The organism is Enterobacter sp. DVT3837 (assembly GCF_056238685.1).
Genome location: NZ_JBWDLA010000001.1, coordinates 1,932,516 through 1,958,797, shown reverse-complemented (window position 1 = coordinate 1,958,797; position 26,282 = coordinate 1,932,516). Strand labels below are relative to the sequence as shown.

The 26,282-nt window shown below is 52.3% G+C and carries 21 protein-coding genes, 2 tRNA genes and 3 rRNA genes; 20 read left to right on the top strand and 6 right to left on the bottom strand.

Features of this window, described 5'->3' with window-relative positions; translation table 11 throughout:
- The first annotated feature begins 25 nt into the window (after nt 1–25).
- The 13 genes from acuI to AC0XWG_RS09550 all read left to right on the top strand — a co-directional run bounded on the left by acuI (nt 26) and on the right by AC0XWG_RS09550 (nt 12,127).
- Entirely contained in the window at nt 26–1,000 is a 975-nt protein-coding gene (gene acuI, locus AC0XWG_RS09610) for an acrylyl-CoA reductase (NADPH) (RefSeq protein ID WP_475680546.1), read from the top strand.
- Between the two features lie 77 nt (nt 1,001–1,077).
- Nucleotides 1,078–2,079 (top strand): protein-methionine-sulfoxide reductase catalytic subunit MsrP, encoded by a 1,002-nt coding sequence (gene msrP / locus AC0XWG_RS09605; protein WP_028016991.1) that lies wholly within the window; start codon nt 1,078–1,080, stop codon nt 2,077–2,079.
- Nucleotides 2,080–2,679, top strand: coding sequence for a protein-methionine-sulfoxide reductase heme-binding subunit MsrQ (gene msrQ / locus AC0XWG_RS09600; RefSeq protein WP_407221073.1), 600 nt, complete (start codon nt 2,080–2,082; stop codon nt 2,677–2,679).
- 234 nt (nt 2,680–2,913) lie between these two features.
- Entirely contained in the window at nt 2,914–3,366 is a 453-nt protein-coding gene (gene aroQ, locus AC0XWG_RS09595; protein ID WP_028016989.1) for a type II 3-dehydroquinate dehydratase, read from the top strand.
- Between the two features lie 21 nt (nt 3,367–3,387).
- Nucleotides 3,388–3,849 carry an acetyl-CoA carboxylase biotin carboxyl carrier protein gene (accB, locus tag AC0XWG_RS09590; protein WP_010436174.1) on the top strand — a complete coding sequence of 154 codons (462 nt, stop codon included), beginning with the start codon at nt 3,388–3,390 and terminating at the stop codon, nt 3,847–3,849.
- Between the two features lie 10 nt (nt 3,850–3,859).
- Nucleotides 3,860–5,209, top strand: coding sequence for an acetyl-CoA carboxylase biotin carboxylase subunit (accC, locus tag AC0XWG_RS09585; protein WP_023333644.1), 1,350 nt, complete (start codon nt 3,860–3,862; stop codon nt 5,207–5,209).
- A 108-nt stretch (nt 5,210–5,317) separates the two neighbouring features.
- The gene (locus AC0XWG_RS09580) at nt 5,318–5,560 is read left to right on the top strand and encodes a YhdT family protein (protein ID WP_028016988.1); all 243 of its coding nucleotides are present in this window, start codon (nt 5,318–5,320) and stop codon (nt 5,558–5,560) included.
- A complete protein-coding gene (panF, locus tag AC0XWG_RS09575) occupies nt 5,550–7,001 on the top strand; it encodes a sodium/pantothenate symporter (RefSeq protein ID WP_028016987.1) in 1,452 nt (483 codons plus the stop codon). The genes AC0XWG_RS09580 and panF overlap by 11 nt, the downstream gene beginning before the upstream one ends.
- An 11-nt stretch (nt 7,002–7,012) precedes the next feature.
- On the top strand, nt 7,013–7,894 hold the full coding sequence (gene prmA, locus AC0XWG_RS09570) for a 50S ribosomal protein L11 methyltransferase (protein ID WP_028016986.1): 882 nt from the start codon (nt 7,013–7,015) through the stop codon (nt 7,892–7,894).
- A 382-nt stretch (nt 7,895–8,276) separates the two neighbouring features.
- Nucleotides 8,277–9,242, top strand: a complete 966-nt coding sequence (dusB, locus tag AC0XWG_RS09565) for a tRNA dihydrouridine synthase DusB (protein ID WP_014885445.1) — start codon at nt 8,277–8,279, stop codon at nt 9,240–9,242.
- A 23-nt stretch (nt 9,243–9,265) separates the two neighbouring features.
- Nucleotides 9,266–9,562 carry a DNA-binding transcriptional regulator Fis gene (fis, locus tag AC0XWG_RS09560; RefSeq protein WP_000462905.1) on the top strand — a complete coding sequence of 99 codons (297 nt, stop codon included), beginning with the start codon at nt 9,266–9,268 and terminating at the stop codon, nt 9,560–9,562.
- Between the two features lie 179 nt (nt 9,563–9,741).
- Entirely contained in the window at nt 9,742–9,906 is a 165-nt protein-coding gene (locus AC0XWG_RS09555) for a DUF2556 family protein (RefSeq protein ID WP_028016985.1), read from the top strand.
- 139 nt (nt 9,907–10,045) lie between these two features.
- Nucleotides 10,046–12,127 (top strand): putative bifunctional diguanylate cyclase/phosphodiesterase, encoded by a 2,082-nt coding sequence (locus AC0XWG_RS09550; protein WP_475680545.1) that lies wholly within the window; start codon nt 10,046–10,048, stop codon nt 12,125–12,127.
- Here the strand turns inward: AC0XWG_RS09550 and envR are convergent.
- Nucleotides 12,043–12,759 (bottom strand): acrEF/envCD operon transcriptional regulator, encoded by a 717-nt coding sequence (envR, locus tag AC0XWG_RS09545; protein WP_028016983.1) that lies wholly within the window; start codon nt 12,757–12,759, stop codon nt 12,043–12,045. The genes AC0XWG_RS09550 and envR overlap by 85 nt on opposite strands.
- A 386-nt stretch (nt 12,760–13,145) precedes the next feature.
- On the opposite strand from envR, the gene AC0XWG_RS09540 reads away from it, so the two are divergent.
- The 7 genes from AC0XWG_RS09540 (at nt 13,146) to AC0XWG_RS09510 (ending at nt 22,563) form a co-directional block, all read left to right on the top strand.
- Nucleotides 13,146–14,285: an efflux RND transporter periplasmic adaptor subunit gene (locus AC0XWG_RS09540; protein ID WP_475680544.1), complete on the top strand. Its 1,140-nt coding sequence runs from the start codon at nt 13,146–13,148 to the stop codon at nt 14,283–14,285.
- A gap of 11 nt (nt 14,286–14,296) precedes the next feature.
- Nucleotides 14,297–17,410 (top strand): efflux RND transporter permease subunit, encoded by a 3,114-nt coding sequence (locus AC0XWG_RS09535; RefSeq protein WP_475680543.1) that lies wholly within the window; start codon nt 14,297–14,299, stop codon nt 17,408–17,410.
- A gap of 303 nt (nt 17,411–17,713) precedes the next feature.
- Complete coding sequence (locus AC0XWG_RS09530) at nt 17,714–17,935, top strand: lipoprotein (RefSeq protein WP_008502867.1); 222 nt, start codon at nt 17,714–17,716, stop codon at nt 17,933–17,935.
- Nucleotides 17,936–18,409: 474 nt separating this feature from the next.
- Nucleotides 18,410–19,435, top strand: a complete 1,026-nt coding sequence (locus tag AC0XWG_RS09525) for an amino acid ABC transporter substrate-binding protein (RefSeq protein WP_049007526.1) — start codon at nt 18,410–18,412, stop codon at nt 19,433–19,435.
- A gap of 67 nt (nt 19,436–19,502) precedes the next feature.
- Nucleotides 19,503–20,684, top strand: coding sequence for an amino acid ABC transporter permease (locus AC0XWG_RS09520; protein ID WP_028018576.1), 1,182 nt, complete (start codon nt 19,503–19,505; stop codon nt 20,682–20,684).
- Between the two features lie 9 nt (nt 20,685–20,693).
- Nucleotides 20,694–21,797 carry an amino acid ABC transporter permease gene (locus tag AC0XWG_RS09515; protein WP_028018575.1) on the top strand — a complete coding sequence of 368 codons (1,104 nt, stop codon included), beginning with the start codon at nt 20,694–20,696 and terminating at the stop codon, nt 21,795–21,797.
- Nucleotides 21,798–21,804: 7 nt separating this feature from the next.
- The gene (locus AC0XWG_RS09510; RefSeq protein ID WP_028018574.1) at nt 21,805–22,563 is read left to right on the top strand and encodes an amino acid ABC transporter ATP-binding protein; all 759 of its coding nucleotides are present in this window, start codon (nt 21,805–21,807) and stop codon (nt 22,561–22,563) included.
- A gap of 106 nt (nt 22,564–22,669) precedes the next feature.
- Here the strand turns inward: AC0XWG_RS09510 and rrf (AC0XWG_RS09505) are convergent.
- The 5 genes from rrf (AC0XWG_RS09505) to AC0XWG_RS09485 all read right to left on the bottom strand — a co-directional run bounded on the left by rrf (AC0XWG_RS09505) (nt 22,670) and on the right by AC0XWG_RS09485 (nt 26,277).
- A 5S ribosomal RNA gene (gene rrf, locus AC0XWG_RS09505) occupies nt 22,670–22,785 on the bottom strand.
- 43 nt (nt 22,786–22,828) lie between these two features.
- Nucleotides 22,829–22,904: transfer RNA gene (locus AC0XWG_RS09500), tRNA-Thr, on the bottom strand.
- Between the two features lie 14 nt (nt 22,905–22,918).
- A 5S ribosomal RNA gene (gene rrf / locus AC0XWG_RS09495) occupies nt 22,919–23,034 on the bottom strand.
- 70 nt (nt 23,035–23,104) lie between these two features.
- Nucleotides 23,105–26,009, bottom strand: a 23S ribosomal RNA gene (locus AC0XWG_RS09490).
- 192 nt (nt 26,010–26,201) lie between these two features.
- Nucleotides 26,202–26,277 (bottom strand) — tRNA-Glu (locus AC0XWG_RS09485).
- Between the last annotated feature and the right edge of the window lie 5 nt (nt 26,278–26,282).

Here is a 26,282-nt window from a genome sequence, read left to right as displayed (position 1 = left end):
ATCATCCGAGTCATGAGGACCCCGTATGCAGGCTTTGATCTTAGAACAGCAGGACGGCAAAACGCTTGCCTCAGTGCAACCCGTTGAAGAGAGTCGCTTACCGGAAGGCGAAGTCACCGTCGACATCGACTGGTCCAGTTTAAATTATAAAGATGCACTGGCTATCACCGGCAAAGGGAAAATCATCCGAAATTTCCCTATGGTACCCGGTATTGATTTTGCTGGCCGGGTTCATACCAGCGAAGATCCGCGTTTCCATACCGGCCAGCAGGTATTGCTCACTGGCTGGGGCGTAGGTGAAAACCACTGGGGTGGTCTGGCAACGCAGGCGCGTGTTAAGGGTGACTGGCTGGTCCCCATGCCGAAGGGGATGGATGGCCGCAAAGCAATGATCATTGGTACAGCAGGCTTTACCGCCATGCTGTGCGTGATGGCGCTGGAAGATGCGGGCATCCGCCCGGAATCGGGTGAAATTGTCGTGACCGGCGCCAGCGGTGGCGTGGGTAGCACAGCAGTCACGCTGCTGCATAAACTGGGTTATCAGGTCGCCGCTGTTTCTGGTCGTGAAAGCACCCACGATTACCTGCGCCAGCTCGGCGCTAACCGCATACTTGGCCGCGACGAGTTTGCCGAAACCCGCCCACTGGAAAAACAGGTCTGGGCAGGGGCGGTGGATACCGTCGGTAACAAAGTGTTGGCGAAAGTGCTGGCGCAGATGAATTATGGCGGCTGCGTGGCAGCTTGCGGCCTGGCAGGAGGATTTGCCCTGCCAACGACGGTGATGCCATTCATTTTGCGTAACGTTCGCCTGCAGGGGATCGATTCCGTGATGACGCCAGCGGCCCGTCGTCATGAAGCCTGGGAACGCCTGGTGCGCGATCTGCCTGAATCCTTCTATACCCAGAGCGCAACGGAAATTAGCCTCAGCCAGGCACCGGAATATGCCAGTAAGATCATGGACAACCAGTTCCACGGTCGCGCGCTGGTGAAAATTGCCTAATCTTCAAATTTTCGTGACATATTCGCGCGAATCCTTCTCCTCCGTCATGCTTAGAAAAACGCATGACGGAGGATGCCATGAAAAATAGAAAACTGACGGAAGCCGACGTAACGTCTGAATCTGTCTTTATGTTACAGCGCCGCCAGATCCTGAAAATGCTTGGTATCAGCGCTACCGCACTGACGCTTTCCCCAACGGCACACGCCGACCTGCTCGACTGGTTTAAAGGCAACGACAGGCCGAAAGCCCCTTCCGGCGCGCCACTCACCTTTACCAAACCGGCCCAGTGGCAAAACACGTTGACGCTCACACCGGAAGATAAAGTCACCGGATATAACAACTTCTACGAATTCGGCCTCGACAAGGCCGATCCTGCCGCCAATGCGGGAAGCCTCAAAACCGATCCGTGGACGTTGAAAATTGAAGGTGAAGTGGCAAAACCCCTGACGCTGGACCATCACGAACTCACCACCCGCTTCCCGCTCGAAGAGCGTATCTACCGCATGCGGTGTGTGGAAGCCTGGTCTATGGTGGTACCGTGGATCGGCTTCCCGCTGCATAAACTGCTGGCAATGGCGGAGCCCACCAGCAACGCAAAATATGTCGCTTTCCAGACACGTTATGCTCCTGACGAGATGCCTGGGCAGAAAGACCGGTTTATCGGCGGCGGGCTTGATTATCCTTATGTAGAAGGGTTACGCCTCGACGAAGCGATGCATCCGCTTACCCTGCTGACCGTTGGCGTTTACGGCAAAGCGCTTCCACCGCAAAACGGTGCCCCTATTCGTTTAACCGTACCGTGGAAATATGGTTTCAAAGGGATTAAATCTATTGTCAGCATTAAGCTCACCCGCGAACGTCCGCCAACCACCTGGAATCTGGCCGCCCCGGGCGAATACGGTTTCTTCGCCAATGTGAATCCGCATGTGGATCATCCACGCTGGTCCCAGGCAACCGAGCGTTTTATCGGTTCCGGCGGTGCGCTGGACGTGAAGCGCCAACCGACGCTGCTGTTTAACGGTTATGCGGATGAAGTGGCTTCACTTTACCGTGGTCTCAATTTACGGGAGAACTTCTGAGTGCGTTTAACAACAAAGCAGATAACCTGGCTGAAAGTGCTGCTCCACTTAGCCGGGTTGCTTCCTTTTATCTGGCTGTTCTGGGCCGTCAGCCAGGGACTCTTTAGTGCCGACCCGGCAAAGGATATTCAGCACTTTACGGGTAGGATGGCTCTGAAATTCTTGCTGGCAACCTTGCTCGTCTCGCCGCTGGCGCGCTACGCTAAACAGCCATTATTGATACGAACTCGTCGGCTTTTGGGGCTATGGTGTTTTGCCTGGGCGACGCTGCATCTCACCAGCTACGCCCTACTGGAACTGGGAATTAACAATCTGACACTGCTTGGCCGTGAACTGGTGACGCGTCCTTATCTGACGCTGGGTATCGTGAGCTGGCTGGTTTTACTGGCGCTAGCACTGACATCCACGCAGTATGCACAGCGAAAACTGGGCAGGCGCTGGCAACTGCTGCACAACTTCGTCTATCTTGTCGCGATCCTCGCACCCATCCATTATCTGTGGTCGGTGAAGATCCTCTCGCCCCAGCCAATCCTGTATGCGCTGGCGGCCGTGGCGCTTTTAGCATGGCGTTACAAGAAGTTCCGCCAGTGGTTGCGATAGTTCGCGAAACTGTGCGTTTTCCCGCAGATTCCCCGTCAACCGCAAATCTTTTTCGGATAGCGGTTGATAATCTTCCCTGATAAGACCAGTATTTAGCTGCCAAATGCTACGAAATCGTTATAATGTGCGACTTTGGTTCCCCCGACAGCAGGTTTAGGCCTCTGAAAAGGTGACAATTGCGTTTCGAAGGTATATTTTGTTTTTTACCGGAAAATCGCAGGAGATAGCAGCACAATGGCTGATAAATTCCATATCTTAGTTTTAAACGGACCGAACCTGAACATGCTCGGTACCCGCGAGCCTGAGAAGTACGGCACGCTGACATTGGGTGAAATTGTTAACCGTCTGGGAACGGAAGCCGCGTCGCTCAATGTGGATTTGGATCATTTTCAGTCAAACGCGGAGTACGCACTCATCGACCGTATTCATCAGGCTAAAGACAATGTGGACTATATCCTGATCAATCCGGCCGCGTTTACGCACACCAGTGTTGCTATCCGCGACGCACTGCTCGCGGTGAGTATCCCGTTTATCGAGATCCACCTGAGTAACGTGCACGCCCGAGAGCCGTTCCGCCACCATTCGTATCTGTCGGATATCGCTGCCGGCGTTATCTGCGGACTGGGTGCTGACGGCTATTCATACGCTTTACAGACAGCGGTAAAACGCTTGTCACAATCAAACTAAACAAGAGTACGGAACCCACTCATGGATATTCGTAAGATTAAAAAACTGATCGAGCTGGTTGAAGAATCAGGCATCTCCGAACTGGAAATTTCTGAAGGCGAAGAGTCTGTACGCATCAGCCGTGCAGCACCAGCCGCTAGCTTCCCGGTAATGCAGCAAGCTTATGCTGCGCCAGTGCAGCAGCCTGCGCTTTCCGCAGCCGTTGCGCCAGCAGCTGAAGCCGCACCTGCCGCTGCAGCAGAAATCAGTGGTCACATCGTACGTTCCCCAATGGTTGGTACTTTCTACCGCACCCCGAGCCCGGACGCGAAGGCGTTCATCGAAGTGGGTCAGAAAGTCAACGTAGGCGATACCCTGTGCATCGTTGAAGCGATGAAAATGATGAACCAGATCGAAGCAGACAAATCAGGTACTGTGAAAGCGATTCTGGTCGAAAGTGGTCAGCCGGTTGAATTTGACGAGCCGCTGGTCGTCATCGAGTAACGAGGCGAACATGCTGGATAAAATTGTTATCGCCAACCGCGGCGAGATCGCACTGCGTATTCTTCGTGCCTGTAAAGAACTGGGTATCAAGACTGTCGCTGTGCACTCAAGCGCGGATCGCGATTTAAAACACGTATTGCTGGCGGATGAGACGGTCTGTATTGGCCCGGCTCCGTCCGTAAAAAGCTATCTGAACATCCCGGCTATCATCAGCGCCGCTGAAATCACCGGCGCGGTGGCAATTCATCCGGGTTACGGCTTCCTCTCTGAGAACGCCAACTTTGCTGAGCAGGTTGAACGCTCTGGCTTCATCTTCATCGGCCCGAAAGCTGACACCATTCGCCTGATGGGCGACAAAGTGTCTGCCATCACCGCAATGAAAAAAGCCGGTGTTCCAACCGTACCAGGTTCTGACGGCCCTCTGACCGACGATATGGATGCTAACCGTGCTCATGCTAAACGCATTGGCTACCCGGTGATCATCAAGGCGTCCGGCGGCGGCGGCGGTCGCGGTATGCGCGTTGTGCGCAGCGACGCTGAACTGGCTCAGTCCATCTCCATGACCAAAGCTGAAGCGAAAGCCGCTTTCAGCAACGACATGGTGTACATGGAAAAATACCTGGAAAACCCACGTCACATCGAAATTCAGGTGCTGGCTGACGGTCAGGGTAACGCAATCTATCTGGCAGAACGTGACTGTTCCATGCAGCGTCGTCACCAGAAAGTGGTCGAAGAAGCACCCGCACCGGGTATTACCCCGGAACTGCGTCGCTACATCGGCGAGCGTTGCTCCAAAGCGTGTGTCGATATCGGCTATCGCGGTGCAGGTACCTTCGAGTTCCTGTTCGAAAACGGCGAGTTCTACTTCATTGAGATGAACACCCGTATTCAGGTTGAACACCCGGTTACCGAAATGATCACCGGCGTTGACCTGATCAAAGAACAGCTGCGTATCGCTGCAGGCCAGCCGCTTTCCATCAAGCAGGAAGAAGTTGTGGTGAAAGGCCATGCGGTAGAATGCCGTATCAACGCCGAAGACCCGAACACCTTCCTGCCAAGCCCGGGTAAAATCACGCGTTTCCACGCGCCGGGTGGCTTTGGTGTACGCTGGGAGTCGCATATCTACGCTGGTTACACCGTACCGCCGTACTATGACTCAATGATCGGCAAGCTTATCTGCTACGGCGAAAACCGTGACGTGGCGATTGCCCGCATGAAAAATGCCCTGCAGGAGCTGATCATCGACGGTATCAAAACCAACGTTGATCTGCAGATGCGTATCATGAGCGACGAGCACTTCCAGAATGGTGGAACCAACATCCACTATCTGGAGAAGAAACTCGGTCTGAACGAGAAGTAATACAGCATCTTTGCGAAAAGGCCGGATTATCCGGCCTTTTTTATTTCTGGGGCCTGGAAAGCCTCATCATGTACAATCCCCGCTTTCTTCATCCACAAGGGACAAAAAATGGACAAACGTTTTGTTCAGGCCCATAAAGAAGCGCGCTGGGCGCTGTGGCTGACCCTTCTTTATCTCGCAGCATGGTTAGTAACCGCTTACTTACCAGATTCAACAGCAGGTATTACCGGCCTGCCGCACTGGTTTGAAATGGCGTGCCTGCTGGTACCACTGATTTTCATTCTCCTCAGTTGGTTTATGGTGCGCTTTATCTTCCGCGATTTCCCGCTGGAGGATAGTGATGCAAACTGAAATCATCACCGTACTGGTTGTCTATTTGATCGTCGTGTTTGGCCTCTCTTTCTATGCCATGCGCAAACGCAGTACCGGATCGTTTCTGAGCGAATATTTCCTCGGCAGCCGTTCGATGGGCGGGTTTGTGCTGGCGATGACGCTGACCGCGACTTACGTGAGCGCCAGTTCGTTTATCGGCGGGCCAGGAGCCGCATACAAATATGGCCTGGGCTGGGTATTACTGGCCATGATTCAGGTGCCCACCATCTGGTTGTCGCTGGGCGTTCTGGGCAAAAAATTTGCCATCCTTGCCCGTCGCTATAACGCCATAACGCTGAACGACATGCTGCAGGCACGTTATCAAAGCCGCGCGGTGGTCTGGATTGCCAGTATCAGCCTGATTGTCGCCTTCGTTGGCGCCATTGCCGTTCAGTTTATTGGCGGCGCGCGCCTGCTGGAAACGGCAGCGGGTATCAAGTACGAGACTGGCTTGCTCATCTTCGGGATCACGATTGCGCTGTACACCGCGTTTGGCGGTTTCCGCGCCAGCGTGCTGAACGACACGATGCAGGGCATGGTGATGTTGATAGGCACTCTGGTGCTGCTGGTTGGCGTCATCTACGCGGCAGGCGGTTTACACAATGCGGTAGAAACGCTTGAGCAGATTGACCCGAAACTGGTCAGCCCCCACGGTGCTGATGATATTCTGACGCCCGCGTTTATGACCTCCTTCTGGGTGCTGGTCTGCTTTGGCGTGATCGGTTTGCCGCACACCGCCGTGCGCTGTATCTCCTATAAAGACAGCAAAGCCGTTCATCGGGGGATTGTGATTGGTACCGTCGTTGTCGCCCTTCTGATGCTGGGTATGCATCTGGCGGGCGCGCTCGGACGGGCCGTATTACCTCACCTGACCGTGCCGGATCAGGTGATCCCAACGCTGATGGTACAGGTTCTGCCGCCGTGGGCCGCCGGGCTGTTCCTTGCGGCACCGATGGCAGCGATCATGTCCAACGTTAACGCGCACCTGCTTCAGGCTTCCGCCACCATCATCAAAGATCTGTGGCTTAGCGCACGTCCGGCTAAAATGCATAATGAGCAGAAGCTGAAACGCATCTCAACCTGGACCACGCTGGTGCTCGGCATTCTGATGATGCTCGCCGCATGGCGTCCGCCTGAGATGATCATCTGGCTGAACCTGCTGGCATTTGGTGGGCTTGAAGCCGTATTCCTGTGGCCGCTGGTGTTAGGGCTCTACTGGGAACGTGCAAACGCGGCGGGCGCGCTGAGCGGCATGATTGTCGGCGGTGTGCTGTATGCCGTCCTCGCAACGTTTAAGATTCAGTACCTGGGCTTCCATCCGATTGTGCCTTCGTTACTGCTAAGTTTACTGGCGTTTGTGGTGGGGAACCGTTTTGGTCAGCCCGTCCCACAACCCGCTATGATTTCTACTGATAAATAAAGAGTTTTGCCATGCCGTGGATCCAACTAAAACTGAATACAACTGGCGCAAATGCCGAAGAGCTGAGCGATGCGTTGATGGAGGCCGGCTCGGTTTCCATCACCTTCCAGGACACGCATGACACGCCTGTCTTCGAGCCACTGCCGGGCGAAACCCGCCTGTGGGGTGATACCGACGTTATTGGCCTGTTTGATGCCGAAACCGACATGAAAGAGGTCGTCGCAATTCTGGAAAACCATCCTCTGCTCGGCGTAGGTTTTGTGCACAAAATCGAACAGCTGGAAGACAAAGACTGGGAACGCGAGTGGATGGATAACTTCCACCCTATGCAGTTCGGCAAACGTCTGTGGATCTGCCCAAGCTGGCGCGACGTTCCGGATGAGAACGCGGTTAACGTGATGCTTGATCCGGGCCTGGCATTTGGTACCGGCACTCACCCAACCACCTCCCTGTGCCTGCAGTGGCTGGATGGTCTGGATCTGGACGGCAAGACGGTGATCGACTTCGGTTGCGGATCCGGGATCCTGGCCATTGCGGCACTGAAACTGGGTGCAGCAAAAGCCATCGGGATCGATATCGATCCGCAGGCCATTCAGGCCAGCCGTGATAACGCCGAGCGTAACGGTGTCTCCGATCGTCTGGAACTGTATCTGCCGGATGCGCAGCCAGAAGCCATGAAAGCCGATGTGGTGGTCGCAAACATTCTGGCAGGCCCATTACGCGAACTGGCTCCGTTAATCAGCGTGCTGCCCGTTGAGGGCGGTCTGCTTGGACTTTCGGGTATCCTGGCAAGCCAGGCGGACAGCGTTTGCGAAGCCTATGCCGATCTCTTTGCGCTCGACCCGGTGGTGGAGAAAGAAGAGTGGTGTCGTATTACCGGCCGTAAAAAATAAGCCCCGGGCGTGGTCATCAGGCCACGCCTTATCTCGTTTTGCTGCATAAAACCGCCTCCCTCGTCTCTGAATATCTTGTTCTAAAATGAGAGCCAGATCTCAAAGATGGCGGTAAAACTGTTGCTAAAAACAGCAGATTATCCCGCTTCAGCGAGGCATTTATTCAGAAATGATGAGAAGTTACGGGAAATTGTAAGCGTACATAAAACAAGCATTATCGCATAACACAATGATTTACATGGTGAATAATTTTTAACAGAGCGATTGAGCGGCGATTCCTTGATCTACAACAGAGGATTGTTCAAAGTTTGGCCTTTCATCTCGTGCGAAAAATGCGTAATATACGCCGCCTTGCAGTCACAGTATGGTCATTTCTTAACTCATGCGCATCGGACACCACCAGCTTAGAAATCGCCTGATCGCAGCCCCTATGGCAGGTATTACCGACCGGCCGTTCAGGACGCTGTGCTATGAGATGGGAGCCGGTTTAACCGTATCCGAGATGATGTCGTCTAACCCGCAGGTATGGGAAAGCGATAAATCCCGCCTTCGGATGGTGCATATTGATGAACCAGGTATCCGCACCGTGCAAATTGCCGGAAGCGTGCCTGAAGAGATGGCAGATGCCGCGCGTATTAACGTGGAAAGTGGTGCCCAGATTATTGATATCAATATGGGTTGCCCGGCCAAAAAAGTGAATCGCAAGCTTGCAGGTTCAGCCCTTCTGCAATACCCCGACCAGGTGAAATCTATCCTGACGGCGGTTGTCAGCGCAGTGGACGTTCCTGTTACGTTGAAGATTCGCACGGGTTGGTCGCCGGAACACCGTAACTGTGTAGAGATTGCCCAACTGGCCGAAGACTGTGGCATTCAGGCCCTGACCATTCATGGACGCACTCGCGCCTGTTTGTTCAATGGTGAAGCTGAATACGACAGCATTCGGGCAGTTAAGCAGAAAGTTTCCATTCCGATTATCGCGAATGGCGACATAACTGACCCGCTTAAAGCCAGGGCTGTACTCGACTATACGGGAGCTGATGCTCTGATGATAGGACGTGCAGCTCAGGGAAGACCCTGGATCTTCCGGGAAATCCAGCATTATCTGGACACTGGGGAGCTGCTTGCCCCGCTGCCTCTGGCAGAGGTTAAGCGCTTGCTTTGTTCGCATGTTCGGGAACTGCATGACCACTACGGTCAGGCAAAAGGGTACCGAATTGCGCGTAAACACGTCTCCTGGTATCTCCAGGAGCACGCTCCAGATGACCAGTTTCGGCGCACATTCAACGCCATAGAGGATGCCAGCGAACAGCTGGAGGCGTTGGAGGCATACTTCGAAAATCTTGCGTAATGAAATAAAGAGCTGACAGAACTATGTTCGAACAACGCGTAAATTCTGACGTACTGACCGTTTCTACCGTTAACTCTCAGGACCAGGTAACTCAAAAGCCCCTGCGTGACTCGGTTAAACAGGCACTGAAGAACTATTTTGCTCAACTGAACGGTCAGGATGTTAATGACCTGTATGAGCTGGTACTGGCTGAAGTTGAACAGCCACTGTTGGACATGGTGATGCAATACACCCGCGGTAACCAAACCCGCGCTGCGCTGATGATGGGTATCAACCGTGGTACTCTGCGTAAGAAACTGAAAAAATACGGCATGAACTAATTCCGATTAGCGAAATGCATGTTTAAAAAGGCGCTACCTGGCATGGGGATGCGCCTTTTTTATTGCCCGCACCTGTGACCGTCAACGCTTTGTAAACCTTCACTTATCCCGCTTTTAAACCGCGACGTTTCGTGTATATTTCCACCACATTACTGACTCTCTTCTCGCGGAATGACACAATGATTCGTAAATACTGGTGGCTGGTTGTCTTCGCAATCTCTATTTTCATTTTCGATGCACTCCTGATGCAGTGGATTGAACTGATGAGCACCGAAACCGATAAGTGTCGTAATATGAACTCCGTCAATCCGCTGAAATTAGTGAACTGTTCAGAACTCGACTAAGCCTCTTTCCCCGCCAGCCTCCCTGTTATTACCCACTAAAAACAGGGATTTAAATCCCTTTGAGCCATTACCTTCCGATGATAATGTCTCGCCCTTCTCAACCGCTCTGGCGTAACGTCAAACTCGAGTAGAACCGACCATGCTGGTTAGCCAATACAACCATATCCTTGTAGTCCTCTCCTTTGTTGTTGCTATCCTTGCCGCGTATACCGCGCTGAATATGGCCGCGCGCGTTGCCGTGAGCCAGGGTGTCGCAGCCCGTATCTGGCTGGCTGGTGGCGGGATTGCCATGGGTATTGGCGTGTGGGCGATGCATTTCATCGGCATGCTGGCGATGGACCTCTCCATGAGCATGAGTTACAACGCCAATCTGACGGTGTTATCCATGATCATAGCGGTGGGTTCGTCACTGTTTGCGCTGTGGCTCGTCAGCTGCGAGCAATTGCGTTTGCGCCGTCTATTGCCCGGGGCGTTAGTGATGGGAAGTGGCATCGTGGCCATGCATTACACCGGTATGGCAGCGCTGGAGGTCACACCGGGTATTATCTGGGACAAGCTATGGGTCGCCATTTCGGTCGCCATTGCACTTGCCGCTTCACTCGCGGCATTGTGGCTGACGTTCCGCTTGCGCCAGGAAGCCGCTCAGGTCGTACTGATGCGCATGGGTGCTGCCATCACCATGGGGATTGCCATTGCCGGTATGCACTACGCCGGAATGAAAGCCGCACAGTTTCCAATGTCGACGATGGTGCACCATGACGGCATTAACGGGAGCTGGCTGGCGGTGCTGGTCAGCGTTGTTGCTCTCTCTATTCTTGGGATCAGCCTGCTGGTGTCGATGCTGGATGCCCGCCTTCAGGCACGTACCGCCCTTCTTGCCTCATCACTTGCAGAGGCTAACCGGGAACTCGCGCAGCTGGCGCTGCAAGATACGCTAACGCGTCTGCCCAATCGTGTACTGCTGGAAGACCGACTCGATCAGGCCATCTGCAAAGCCGCTCGTGAAGGCAGCAATTTTGCCTTGATGTTCATGGATCTTGACGGTTTTAAAGCCATCAATGACGCCTACGGCCATGATATCGGTGACAAGCTGCTGGTCGCCGTGACGCAGCGTCTGTTGCTTCCCCTGAAAGGCCAGTTCACCCTTGCACGTATCGGTGGTGATGAGTTTGTTCTGCTTGCAGAAGGAGAAGGTCCGGACGATGCGGCTTCTCTGGCAAACTCACTGGTTCACGCGATAGATAGCCCGTTCAATCTCGATCCCTATGAACTGATGGTGACACTCAGCATTGGTATCGCATTGTATCCTCACGACGGCAATACCGAGCGTGAGCTGATGTTTAATGCGGATGCAGCGATGTACCACACCAAACATATGGGACGAAATGGCTACCACTTCTTCCAGCCCTCCATGAACACTCTGGCGCAGACCCATCTCCAGTTAATGAACGACCTGTGGATGGCTATTAATCGTGATGAGCTCCGCCTTGTTTATCAGCCAAAATTTCACGCGCCAGCTGGCCCTGTCCTCGGTTTCGAGGCGTTACTGCGCTGGCAACACCCGAAACAAGGATTACTGACGCCAGACCTTTTTCTGCCGCTGGCGGAAAAAACGGGGCTCATCATTCCCATCGGTAACTGGGTAATCAATGAAGCCTGTCGCCAGTTGAGGGAATGGCATCTTCAGGGCCATCAAAGCTGGTCGATGGCCGTAAACCTCTCGATATTGCAGTTTGAACAACCGTCACTGGTAAAAACCGTTCTCGACTGTCTGGCGCACCACAATGTGCCACCGGAAAAGTTGATCCTCGAAGTGACGGAAACCACGGCAATGAGTAACCCGGATGAGAGTGTACGGGTGTTGACGGAGCTGACCGATGCGGGTGTGAAAGCCTCCATTGATGACTTTGGTACCGGATATTCGAGCCTGCTGTATCTCAAGCGTTTACCGGCCTGTGAATTGAAGATCGACAGAGCATTTGTGAAAGAGTTAAGTGGGGAAAGCGGAGATGCAACCATTGTCTCGGCGATTGTGGCTCTCGCAAAAACACTCAACCTGAAAGTCGTGGCTGAAGGTGTAGAAACCGAAGCACAGCAAACCTTTTTGACAGAGCTAGGCTGTAACACCCTTCAGGGTTATCTGTTAGGTAAACCTGTCAGCGCACAGACCATAGAGGCGCTTTGTGCCAGGGGAGAAATGTTACCTGACGCTGAGCAGTAAGCATCATCGGGCGATACTCGGATGACAGGGAGTGTCGCCAGAATGCTATCGACCAGTGCCGGAGCCTGCTGATATAGATTAAAACTGTCGTTATTCATTAACCAGTTTTTAATTATTCCGCTAAAAAAACCGTGAAATACAATCAAAGTAAGATCAACATTTACCTGTGCCGAAATGCTTTTTCGCGCAATACATGCCTCCAGCGTGGCACGTAAATAGTCATAATTGAATCCAATGCGCTTTCTGATTTCACTCTCTTGAGTCATATCATTGCTGAATTCACACTTATGATACAAAATTTGTAAAAGTGCACATTGTCGGGGCTCACGCGCAATATATTGCAATGCAGTAATAAATTGCTCACGAAGTATTAACAACGGATCATCATTTTCAGAAACAGAAAGTCTGTCGCGAATAATGTCCCGAAGTGGTAATTGCTGTTCCCAGATGGCATTAAATATTTCTGATTTACTGGTAAAGTGCCAGTAGATCGCACCGCGCGTAACCTTAGCAGCATCAGCGATATCCGTCAGCGTCGTGTTGGCCACGCCACGCATCGCAAACTGTTCAATAGCCGCTTCGATCAGCTGCTGTCGGGTTTGTTGAGCCTCTTCTTTCTTTTTACGCGCCATAGATAACTACTCGTTACTCACAAGATTTGTACGTCATACCGGGTTCAGTTGAAGGAAAGTATTCACCAAAATCAGTTTTAATTTTGCACAAAAAAAGTCAATTAACTTAATTTATAATTAAGGTAAATACATAAGCACAATTAAATTCACCAAATGAATAGCATGAGAAATTAAACCCTATTTATCTGATTAACACGCCAGAAGTATAACGCTGATTACACCGGGTCTGATTCTGATTTTTCCAACATAGTTGGTCATTCGCACTTATAAATTAAAAAACATTAAATACCCTCATTATTATACGCAGCTACATTTTATTTTTATCCCTCTGCCCCAGCTACCGAGCCACGGCAAATATCGGTTAATGGGTATTTAAAGGAACAGTAATGACAAATCATTTCAGACGCTTGCCCTTATCCGGTTTCATTGTCTGTGCGGTACTGCTCACTGGATGCGATGGACAGGAAAATCATCAACCACATCCACAGGCACCTCAGGTCAGCGTCCATATAGTGAAAAGCGCCCCTCTGGCTGTCACCACTGAACTCCCGGGCAGAACAGATGCATTTCGCGTTGCGGAGGTTCGCCCGCAGGTTAGCGGCATAATCCTCCGTCGCAATTTCACGGAAGGGAGCGATGTTAAAGCAGGTGAGTCACTTTACCAGATTGATCCCGCGACCTGGCAGGCGGCCTATGACAACGCCAAAGCCGACCTGTTGAAGTCTCAGGCAGCAGCGAATATCGCGCATCTGACGGTGAAGCGTTATCTCCCGCTGGTTGGCACACAATATGTGAGCAAACAGGAATACGATCAGGCAGTGGCGACGGCTCAACAGGCAGACGCCAGCGTTGCCGCCGCCCAGGCAGGTGTGGAATCTGCACGTATCAATCTTGCCTATACCAAAGTGACGTCACCTGTCGCTGGTCGCATCGGTAAATCCAGCGTAACCGAGGGAGCGCTTGTTACGAGCGGACAGGCCACCGCACTGGCAACAGTCCAGCAGCTTGATCCGATTTATGTCGATGTCACACAGTCCAGCAATGATTTCATGCGACTGAAACAGACCAGCCTGCTGAAAGGCGATGCCACCAGCACCGTTGAGTTGCTGATGGAGAATGGTCAGCCCTATCCGCTGAAAGGCACATTGCAATTCTCTGATGTTACCGTCGACGAAAGTACCGGTTCGATTACTCTGCGTGCCATTTTCCCTAATCCTCAACACCTGCTGTTACCCGGTATGTTTGTTCGCGCCCGTATTGATGAAGGCATACAACCGGATGCCATTCTGGTTCCACAACAAGGTGTGACACGCACACCACAGGGCGACGCTACCGTACTGCTGGTTAACGACAAAAACCAGGTGGAGTCGCGTACTGTTGTTGCGCCTCAGGCGATTGGCGATCGGTGGCTGGTGACAGGAGGTTTAAAAAACGGTGACCGTGTGATTGTCAGCGGTTTACAGAAAGTCAGACCGGGTGCTACCGTCGTCGCCACGCCGGATACCACCACGACACCAGCCGGTTAAGGGACGACGACATGGCTAATTTCTTTATTCAGAGGCCTGTTTTCGCCTGGGTACTTGCCATCATTTTGATGATTGCAGGCGGGCTGGCCATTCTCAAACTTCCCGTAGCACAGTATCCGACCATTGCCCCTCCCGCCGTGGCCATATCCGCAACTTACCCGGGAGCAGATGCTCAAACGGTGCAGGATACCGTGACCCAGGTTATCGAACAGAACATGAACGGTATTGATAACCTGATGTATATGTCCTCCACCAGCGATTCAGCGGGTAACGTCACTATCACCCTGACTTTCCAGTCAGGAACCGATCCGGACATCGCCCAGGTGCAGGTACAAAACAAGCTGCAGCTCGCCATGCCGCTGCTGCCGCAAGAGGTGCAGCAGCAAGGGATTGGCGTTGAGAAATCCAGCAGCAGCTTCCTGCTGGTCGCCGGTTTTGTATCAGACAATAAAAACCTTACGCAGAATGACATCTCCGACTATGTCGCTTCGAACGTCAAAGATGCCATCAGCCGAACGTCTGGTGTCGGTGACGTGCAGCTGTTTGGCGCCCAATATGCGATGCGCATCTGGCTCGACAGCAATGCGATGAACAAATACCAGCTGACGCCGCTGGATATTATCAACCAGTTGAAAACGCAGAACGACCAGATAGCGGCAGGCCAGTTGGGCGGGACGCCATCCATCCCAGGACAGCAGTTGAATGCCTCGATCATCGCACAAACCCGTCTGAAATCACCGGAAGAGTTTGGCCGCGTGACGCTCAAGGTGAACCAGGACGGTTCCATGGTTCACCTGAAGGACGTGGCTCGCATTGAGCTGGGTGGCGAAAACTACAATATGGTGACCAAAATCAACGGGCAGGCGGCAACAGGTCTGGGGATTAAACTGGCAACCGGGGCAAACGCGCTGGATACGGCAGCAGCCATCAAGAGCAAACTGGCGCAGTTGCAACAATTCGTCCCGCAAGGTCTGAAGGTTGTCTACCCGTATGACACCACGCCGTTTGTGAAAATCTCCATCCACGAAGTGGTGAAGACCCTGTTTGAAGCGATCGTTCTCGTCTTCCTGGTCATGTACCTGTTCCTGCAAAACCTGCGGGCGACGCTCATCCCGACTATCGCGGTGCCGGTCGTCCTGCTGGGCACTTTTGCGGTGCTGGCAGCATTCGGCTTCTCAATCAATACCCTCACGATGTTCGGGATGGTGCTGGCGATAGGTCTGCTGGTTGATGACGCTATCGTGGTTGTCGAGAACGTTGAACGTGTCATGGTTGAGGACAAACTGCCGCCAAAAGAGGCAACGCAGAAATCAATGGGGCAGATCCAGGGGGCACTGGTGGGTATAGCCATGGTGCTCTCGGCGGTCTTTATTCCAATGGCCTTTTTTGGTGGCTCGACGGGGGCGATCTATCGCCAGTTCTCACTGACTATCGTTTCGGCGATGGCGCTGTCTGTGCTTGTCGCGCTGATCCTTACGCCAGCGCTGTGTGCAACATTGCTTAAGCCAGTCTCCAGCGGCCACCATGAAAAAAAAGGGGGCTTCTTTGGCTGGTTTAATGCGCGCTTTGATCAGAGCGTGGAACACTACAGCAACAGCGTGAGCGGTATTTTGCGTAAGACCGGGCGCTATCTGGTGGTGTACGTCATTATTGTCGGTGGGATGGCGGTGCTCTTCCTGCGTTTACCCACCTCCTTCCTGCCCGAAGAGGATCAGGGGGTGTTTATGACGATGGTTCAACTCCCGGCAGGTGCGACCCAGACGCGGACTCAGCAGGTTCTCGATCAGGTTCAGGACTACTATCTGAACAAAGAGAAGGCAAATGTTGAGTCCGTCTTTACCGTTAACGGCTTTAGCTTCAGCGGCCAGGGTCAGAACTCCGGTATTGCGTTCGTCAGCCTGAAGCCCTGGGAGGAGCGCCCGGGGGAGAAAAATGGCGTCGAGGCCATTGTCGGTCGCGCGACGAAAGCCTTCAGTCAGATTAAAGACGGCCTTGTGTTCCCGTTTAACCTGCCTGCCATTATTGAGTTAGGTACCGCAACGGGCTTCGACTTTGAGTTGATTGATCAGGCTAACCTGGGGCATACCCAACTGACACAGGCACGCAATCAACTTCTCGGCATGGTGAAAAAGCACCCTGACCTGCTGGTGCGCGTGCGTCCTAACGGTCTGGAAGATACCCCTCAGTTCAAACTGGATGTTGACCAGGAGAAAGCCCAGGCGTTAGGTGTCAGCCTTTCTGACGTTAACCAGACGATCTCGACTGCGTTGGGTGGCACCTATGTGAACGACTTTATCGATCATGGTCGCGTGAAAAAGGTTTACGTGCAGGCCGATGCCCGATTCCGTATGTTGCCAGGGGACATTAACAGCCTCTACGTACGCAGCGCGAATGGGGAAATGGTCCCGTTCTCAGCCTTTAGCAACGCTCACTGGGTGTATGGTTCGCCTCGCCTGGAACGCTATAACGGGATGCCTTCCATGGAGATTCTTGGTGAATCGGCACCGGGTAAAAGTACCGGTGAAGCGATGGCTATGATGGAGAGCCTCGCGGCAAAACTGCCTTCCGGCATCGGCTATGACTGGACGGGAATGTCATATCAGGAGCGACTTTCCGGTAACCAGGCGCCTGCGCTATACGCCATTTCACTGATCGTGGTGTTCCTGTGTCTGGCAGCCCTGTACGAAAGCTGGTCCATTCCCTTCTCCGTCATGCTGGTAGTGCCGCTGGGTGTCATTGGGGCACTTCTCGCAGCATCATTGCGTGGGCTAAACAATGACGTCTATTTCCAGGTCGGCCTGCTGACGACGATCGGTTTATCGGCGAAAAACGCCATTCTGATCGTCGAATTTGCTAAAGACCTGATGGATAAAGAAGGTAAAGGCCTCATTGAAGCCACGCTGGAAGCCTCAAGAATGCGCCTTCGACCGATTCTGATGACGTCCCTTGCCTTTATTCTGGGTGTCATGCCGCTGGTGATCAGCACCGGGGCCGGGAGCGGCGCGCAAAATGCCGTCGGTACGGGCGTTATGGGAGGTATGCTTTCTGCAACCCTTCTGGCGATTTTCTTCGTGCCGGTCTTCTTTGTGGTTGTCCGGCGAAGATTTACTCGCCATAAGGATTAATGTTTCCCTGAAAGGCACCTCTGGTGCCTTTTTTATTTTTAACGTAAACAATGAATTAGGCATTAAAAAATAACCCTCTAAAAAAAACGATTATTTGCATTAAGTAAAAACAGCTTCTTGCAACTCCACAATTCCTCCATTAATTCACCTTGAAAATGACTTTTCTCCACGATTTTTACAAACTACATAATTTGAGATTATTCCTCGTGTAACGAGGGCTTACCCTGGTGGTAAAATAACCTCCAGTTCGTTAATAGCCCTCCTGGCTTTATAGCGGATGAGAAATAATACTGAGGTAACATCATGAAAAGATTCATTTCCGTTGCACTACTCGCTGCGCTGCTTGCTGGTTGCGCGCACGATTCTCCATGTGTACCGGTTTACGACGACCAGGGCCGACTGGTTCATACCAATACCTGTATGAAAGGCACCACCCAGGATAACTGGGAAACAGCAGGCGCTATCGCCGGCGGTGCTGCCGCAGTCGCGGGCTTGACGCTGGGTATTGTTGCCCTGACTAAGTAACATCTGTTCAAAAAGCGCGGCCAAAGCCGCGCTTTTGCTTTTAATTAGTGCACTATTTTCAAATAAGTAAAAAAATAGCCCTGTATTTATCCTCGCGATTAATTCAAGCCTGAAGGCAATCACATCTTTTTAGTGAATCTATTTAAATTGCACACCCTATCGTGATGATTTTCACATATTAATAGCATTTAATACCCTGCCAATATTCACCCCTGAAACTATCCACTCTTCCCATCCAAATAGCATTGAAACTTTTGCTCCGATTTGTGGCACAGGTTGTAATTTTGCACCGTTTCGGGGCGCTCGTTTTATTTAAGCCTGTCTACACTCAGCATTAAGCGTTCACTCGTCTCTTATTTTGTCGAACGCAAAACTGGCATTACGTTTGCTTTATAAACGTTGGCCAAAGCCACAGACAGGTAAAGCGTTTAAAAACGCCTCTATAACGATAAATTTCGCCACACAGGATGCATTATGAAAAAGACGATGATAGCCAGCATGGCCGCTGCAGGCATGATGTTTGCCGTAGCCGGTCAAGCCCATGCGGGAACGACACTGGATGCCGTTAAAAAGAAAGGTTTTGTTCAATGTGGTATCAGTGACGGTTTGCCTGGCTTCTCTTATGCCGATGCTAATGGCAAATTTACCGGGATTGATGTGGATGTCTGCCGTGGCGTCGCCGCCGCCGTTTTTGGCGATGACAGCAAAGTAAAATATACCCCGCTGACGGCGAAAGAACGCTTTACGGCGCTGCAGTCCGGCGAGGTCGACATGCTCTCCCGTAATACGACCTGGACCTCTTCCCGTGATGCAGGTATGGGCATGTCATTTACCGGTGTAACCTATTATGACGGCATCGGCTTCCTTACCCACAATAAAGCTGGCCTGAAAAGCGCGAAGGAACTGGATGGTGCCACGGTTTGTATTCAGGCGGGCACCGATACCGAGCTGAACGTCGCGGATTATTTCAAAGCCAATAACATGAAATACACCCCTGTCACATTTGACCGCTCCGATGAATCAGCTAAAGCGCTGGAATCTGGTCGTTGTGACACACTGGCCTCTGACCAGTCACAGCTGTATGCGTTACGTATTAAGCTGAGCAATCCAGCGGAGTGGATTGTCCTGCCTGAAGTAATCTCGAAAGAACCTCTTGGACCGGTTGTCCGCCGTGGCGATGAAGACTGGTTCTCTATCGTTCGCTGGACGCTGTTTGCCATGCTGAATGCGGAAGAGATGGGCATCAACTCGAAAAACGTCGATGAGAAAGCGGCTAAGCCATCCAACCCGGATATGGCACACCTGCTTGGTACAGAAGGTGATTTCGGCAAGGATCTGAAGCTGGATAACAAGTGGGCCTACAACATCATCAAACAGGTGGGCAACTACTCTGAGATCTTTGAACGCAACGTGGGATCGGAAAGCCCGCTGAAGATCAAACGCGGCCAGAACAATCTCTGGAACAACGGCGGTATTCAGTACGCGCCACCTGTACGTTAAGTCATAGCTGTAACGGGCACTGTTCCGGCAGTGCCCACTCCAGAGTCATGGTTACTGAGGTTTCTTTATGTCCCATCGCCGCTCAGCCGTAAAAGGATCGCTATCCTTTTCTCATCCCGCGGTCCGCGCCTGGCTATTCCAGATTATTGCTATTGTTGCGGTTGTTCTCATCGCCGTGTATCTCATCCATAACACCATCACCAACCTGAATAATCGCGGTATTACCTCCGGTTTCGCGTTTTTAGATCGCAGCGCGGGGTTTGGCATTGTTCAGCACCTTATTGATTACCAGGAAGGTGACACGTACGGACGCGTGTTCGTGGTCGGTTTACTGAATACTCTGTTGGTATCGGCGCTTTGTATCGTCTTCGCGTCGATACTGGGCTTCTTTATTGGTCTGGCGCGTCTTTCTGAAAACTGGCTCCTGCGGAAGCTTTCAACTGTCTACATCGAGACGTTCCGCAATATCCCCCCGCTGCTGCAGATTTTCTTCTGGTATTTCGCCGTACTGCGTAACCTTCCTGGTCCCCGCCAGGCCGTTGACGCGTTTGATCTGTTTTTCCTGAGTAACCGAGGGTTGTCTATTCCTTCTCCTCTGCCAGGCGAAGGACTTTACGCTTTCATTGGCGCGATAGTGATAGCGCTTGCCCTTTCTGTTGCAGTATTCCGCTTTAACCGCAAGCATCAGATCAAAACCGGCCAGCTTCGTAAAACCTGGCCAACGGCTGCTGCCTTGGTTATCGGCCTGCCGCTTTTGACACACTGGCTCTTTGGTGCCGCACTACACTGGGATGTTCCACATCTGCGTGGTTTTAACTTTCAGGGCGGGATGGTATTGATCCCTGAACTGGCATCCCTGACGCTGGCACTTTCGATTTATACGTCCGCATTTATCGCTGAGATTATCCGTTCAGGGATCCAGGCCGTACCGCATGGACAACACGAGGCAGCACGCTCTCTGGGGTTGCCCCATACCGTGACGCTTCGCCAGGTCATCATACCTCAGGCATTAAGGGTCATCATTCCACCCCTGACCAGCCAGTACCTCAACATTGTCAAAAACTCATCGCTGGCCGCTGCCATTGGTTACCCCGATATGGTGTCACTGTTCGCCGGAACCGTGCTTAACCAGACAGGGCAAGCCATTGAAACCATCGCCATCACCATGTCTGTCTATCTGATCATCAGCCTGGTGATTTCATTGCTGATGAACCTCTATAACCGTCGTATAGCACTGGTCGAGCGCTAAGGAACTATGATGACAAAAGCGATACTGTCGCACTCCTCGCGCCCTGCCCACTCGACAGGTGGACGCTTCATTCTCTGGGCGCGTAAGAATCTGTTCTCCAGCTGGAGTAACAGCCTGCTGACGATTGTCTGCCTGTGGCTCATGTGGGTGTTGATTCCTCCCTTGCTGAACTGGGCATTTTTACAGGCCAACTGGGTTGGTTCAACCCGAGCAGACTGCACAAAATCCGGCGCCTGCTGGGTGTTTATTCATGAGCGTTTTGGGCAATTCATGTATGGATTGTATCCGCACGAACAACGCTGGCGGATTAATCTGGCGCTGGTTATTGGCCTGCTATCAATCGCTATCATGTTCTGGAAAAAGCTGCCTCATCGTGGACGCTATATTGCCGTCTGGGCCGTGGTCTATCCGATTATTGTCTGGGTGCTGTTGTATGGCGGTTTCCTGGGGCTGGAACGCGTTGAAACCCGCCAGTGGGGCGGTCTAACGTTAACGCTAATTATCGCTTCAGTGGGAATAGCCGGTGCTCTGCCGTGGGGGATTTTACTTGCCCTGGGACGGCGTTCAAAAATGCCTGTCGTGCGTGTCCTTTCCGTTATCTTCATTGAGTTCTGGCGCGGTGTACCGCTCATTACCGTTCTGTTTATGTCCTCGGTCATGCTGCCGCTGTTTATGGCTGAAGGTACAACGATCGACAAACTGATCCGTGCCCTGGTCGGGGTAATTCTCTTCCAGTCCGCCTATGTCGCTGAAGTTGTGCGCGGTGGTCTGCAGGCGTTGCCTAAAGGCCAGTACGAAGCAGCGGAATCACTGGCGCTCGGTTACTGGAAAACGCAGGGGCTGGTCATTCTGCCCCAGGCACTCAAGCTGGTTATCCCGGGTCTGGTTAACACGATCATTGCCCTCTTCAAAGATACCAGCCTGGTAATCATTATCGGATTGTTCGATCTCTTTAGCAGCGTGCAGCAGGCCACCGTAGACCCCGTCTGGCTGGGGATGTCCACCGAAGGATATGTCTTTGCTGCCCTAATCTACTGGATCTTTTGTTTTAGCATGTCGCGCTATAGCCAGCATCTGGAAAAGCGCTTTAACACCGGGCGTACACCGCACTGAGGAAATTATGAGCCAAATTACTATGACACCCGCCGACGCGATGATTACGCTGGAAGACGTAAATAAATGGTACGGACAGTTTCATGTCCTGAAAGACATCAACCTGAAGGTTAAACAGGGCGAACGCATCGTACTTTGTGGACCTTCAGGTTCAGGTAAATCCACGACTATTCGCTGTATTAACCATCTGGAAGAACATCAACAGGGACGTATTGTTGTTGATGGTATTGAGCTGAATGAAGATATCCGCAATATCGAACGTGTTCGTCAGGAAGTAGGAATGGTGTTTCAACACTTTAATTTGTTCCCACATCTGACCGTCCTGCAGAACTGCACGCTGGCACCAATCTGGGTTCAAAAGTTGCCCAAAAAGGAGGCCGAAGCACTGGCGATGCACTATCTGGAACGCGTCCGCATTGCCGAACATGCCAATAAATTTCCAGGCCAGATATCGGGTGGTCAACAGCAGCGTGTGGCTATCGCCCGCTCGCTTTGTATGAAGCCCAAAATCATGCTGTTTGATGAACCTACCTCAGCACTGGACCCTGAAATGGTGAAGGAAGTCCTGGATACTATGATTGGGCTGGCACAATCCGGGATGACCATGTTGTGCGTGACACATGAAATGGGATTTGCCAGAACCGTAGCAGACCGGGTGATCTTCATGGATCGTGGCGAGATTGTCGAGCAGGCACCGCCAGATGAGTTCTTTGCTCATCCGAAGTCAGAACGCACACGGACCTTCTTGTCACAGGTGATTCATTAGTCGTTTTCTCTGCCGGGTGGGGGTTGCGCCTTGCCCGGCCTACCGTTTTTTCTGCACATAAACGCAAAAAGGCCATCCTTTCGGATGGCCTTTTCACTTGTTTGATGTCTGGCAGTTCCCTACTCTCACATGGGGAGACCCCACACTACCATCGGCGCTACGGCGTTTCACTTCTGAGTTCGGCATGGGGTCAGGTGGGACCACCGCGCTAAAGCCGCCAGACAAATTCTTTTACTTCTTGCCGAACTTTAACCTAAGTATAAAGTGGTGCTGATACCCAGAGTCGAACTGGGGACCTCACCCTTACCAAGGGTGCGCTCTACCAACTGAGCCATATCAGCACGCTAAATTTGATGCCTGGCAGTTCCCTACTCTCACATGGGGAGACCCCACACTACCATCGGCGCTACGGCGTTTCACTTCTGAGTTCGGCATGGGGTCAGGTGGGACCACCGCGCTAAAGCCGCCAGGCAAATTCTGTTAATCTGTATCAAAGCTGAAAATCTTCTGTCTCTCTTCGCCGAAACAGCTTCGGCGTTGTAAGGTTAAGCCTCACGGTTCATTAGTATCGGTTAGCTCAACGCATCGCTGCGCTTACACACCCGACCTATCAACGTCGTAGTCTTCAACGTTCCTTCAGGACCCTTAAAGGGTCAGGGAGAACTCATCTCGGGGCAAGTTTCGTGCTTAGATGCTTTCAGCACTTATCTCTTCCGCATTTAGCTACCGGGCAATGCCATTGGCATGACAACCCGAACACCAGTGATGCGTCCACTCCGGTCCTCTCGTACTAGGAGCAGCCCCCCTCAATTCTCCAGCGCCCACGGCAGATAGGGACCGAACTGTCTCACGACGTTCTAAACCCAGCTCGCGTACCACTTTAAATGGCGAACAGCCATACCCTTGGGACCTACTTCAGCCCCAGGATGTGATGAGCCGACATCGAGGTGCCAAACACCGCCGTCGATATGAACTCTTGGGCGGTATCAGCCTGTTATCCCCGGAGTACCTTTTATCCGTTGAGCGATGGCCCTTCCATTCAGAACCACCGGATCACTATGACCTGCTTTCGCACCTGCTCGAGCCGTCACTCTCGCAGTCAAGCTAGCTTATGCCATTGCACTAACCTCCTGATGTCCGACCAGGATTAGCTAACCTTCGTGCTCCTCCGTTACTCTTTGGGAGGAGACCGCCCCAGTCAAACTACCCACCAGACACTGTCCGCAACCCGGATTACGGGTCTACGTTAGAACACCAGCCATTAAAGGGTGGTATTTCAAGGGCGGCTCCACGCAGACTGGCGTCCACGCTTCAAAGCCTCCCACCTATCCTACACATCAAGGACCAGTGTTCAGTGTCAAGCTATAGTAAAGGTTCACGGGGTCTTTCCGTCTTGCCGCGGGTACACTGCATCTTCACAGCGAGTTCAATTTCACTGAGTCTCGGGTGGAGACAGCCTGGCCATCATTACGCCATTCGTGCAGGTCGGAACTTACCCGACAAGGAATTTCGCTACCTTAGGACCGTTATAGTTACGGCCGCCGTTTACCGGGGCTTCGATCAAGAGCTTCGCGTTGCCGCTAACCCCATCAATTAACCTTCCGGCACCGGGCAGGCGTCACACCGTATACGTCCACTTTCGTGTTTGCACAGTGCTGTGTTTTTAATAAACAGTTGCAGCCAGCTGGTATCTTCGACTGATTTCAGCTCCACCCGCAGGGGCTTCACCTACATATCAGCGTGCCTTCTCCCGAAGTTACGGCACCATTTTGCCTAGTTCCTTCACCCGAGTTCTCTCAAGCGCCTTGGTATTCTCTACCTGACCACCTGTGTCGGTTTGGGGTACGATTTGATGTTACCTGATGCTTAGAGGCTTTTCCTGGAAGCAGGGCATTTGTTACTTCAGCACCGTAGTGCCTCGTCATCACACCTCAGCGTTAATAAGGTACCGGATTTACCTGGAACCTCCGCCTACATGCTTAAACCGGGACAACCGTCGCCCGGCTAACATAGCCTTCTCCGTCCCCCCTTCGCAGTAACACCAAGTACAGGAATATTAACCTGTTTCCCATCGACTACGCCTTTCGGCCTCGCCTTAGGGGTCGACTCACCCTGCCCCGATTAACGTTGGACAGGAACCCTTGGTCTTCCGGCGTGCGGGCTTTTCACCCGCATTATCGTTACTTATGTCAGCATTCGCACTTCTGATACCTCCAGCACCCCTCACAGGACACCTTCAACGGCTTACAGAACGCTCCCCTACCCAACAACACATAGTGTCGCTGCCGCAGCTTCGGTGCATGGTTTAGCCCCGTTACATCTTCCGCGCAGGCCGACTCGACCAGTGAGCTATTACGCTTTCTTTAAATGATGGCTGCTTCTAAGCCAACATCCTGGCTGTCTGTGCCTTCCCACATCGTTTCCCACTTAACCATGACTTTGGGACCTTAGCTGGCGGTCTGGGTTGTTTCCCTCTTCACGACGGACGTTAGCACCCGCCGTGTGTCTCCCGTGATAACATTCTTCGGTATTCGTAGTTTGCATCGGGTTGGTAAGCCGGGATGGCCCCCTAGCCGAAACAGTGCTCTACCCCCGAAGATGAGTTCACGAGGCGCTACCTAAATAGCTTTCGGGGAGAACCAGCTATCTCCCGGTTTGATTGGCCTTTCACCCCCAGCCACAAGTCATCCGCTAATTTTTCAACATTAGTCGGTTCGGTCCTCCAGTTAGTGTTACCCAACCTTCAACCTGCCCATGGCTAGATCACCGGGTTTCGGGTCTATACCCTGCAACTTAACGCCCAGTTAAGACTCGGTTTCCCTTCGGCTCCCCTATACGGTTAACCTTGCTACAGAATATAAGTCGCTGACCCATTATACAAAAGGTACGCAGTCACACCACGAAGGTGCTCCCACTGCTTGTACGTACACGGTTTCAGGTTCTTTTTCACTCCCCTCGCCGGGGTTCTTTTCGCCTTTCCCTCACGGTACTGGTTCACTATCGGTCAGTCAGGAGTATTTAGCCTTGGAGGATGGTCCCCCCATATTCAGACAGGATACCACGTGTCCCGCCCTACTCTTCGAGTTCACAACCTGTGCATTTTCGTGTACGGGACTATCACCCTGTACCGTCGGACTTTCCAGACCGTTCCACTAACACACAAGCTGATTCAGACTCTGGGCTGCTCCCCGTTCGCTCGCCGCTACTGGGGGAATCTCGGTTGATTTCTTTTCCTCGGGGTACTTAGATGTTTCAGTTCCCCCGGTTCGCCTCGTTAACCTATGTATTCAGTTAACGATAGTGTGACGAATCACACTGGGTTTCCCCATTCGGACATCGCCGGGTCAAAGGTTCATATCACCTCGCCGGCGCTTTTCGCAGATTAGCACGTCCTTCATCGCCTCTGACTGCCAGGGCATCCACCGTGTACGCTTAGTCGCTTAACCTCACAACCCGAAGATGTTTCTTTCGATTCACCATCGACTTGCGAAAATTTGAGAGACTCGAACACACATAACATGTGTGTCGTTTCAATTTTCAGCTTGATCCAGATTTTTAAAGAGCAAATATCTCAAACATGACTCGCAAGTCAGTTTTGAGATATGACGGCAGGTGACTTTCACTCACGAACCAGCAAGTGGCGTCCCCTAGGGGATTCGAACCCCTGTTACCGCCGTGAAAGGGCGGTGTCCTGGGCCTCTAGACGAAGGGGACGTATA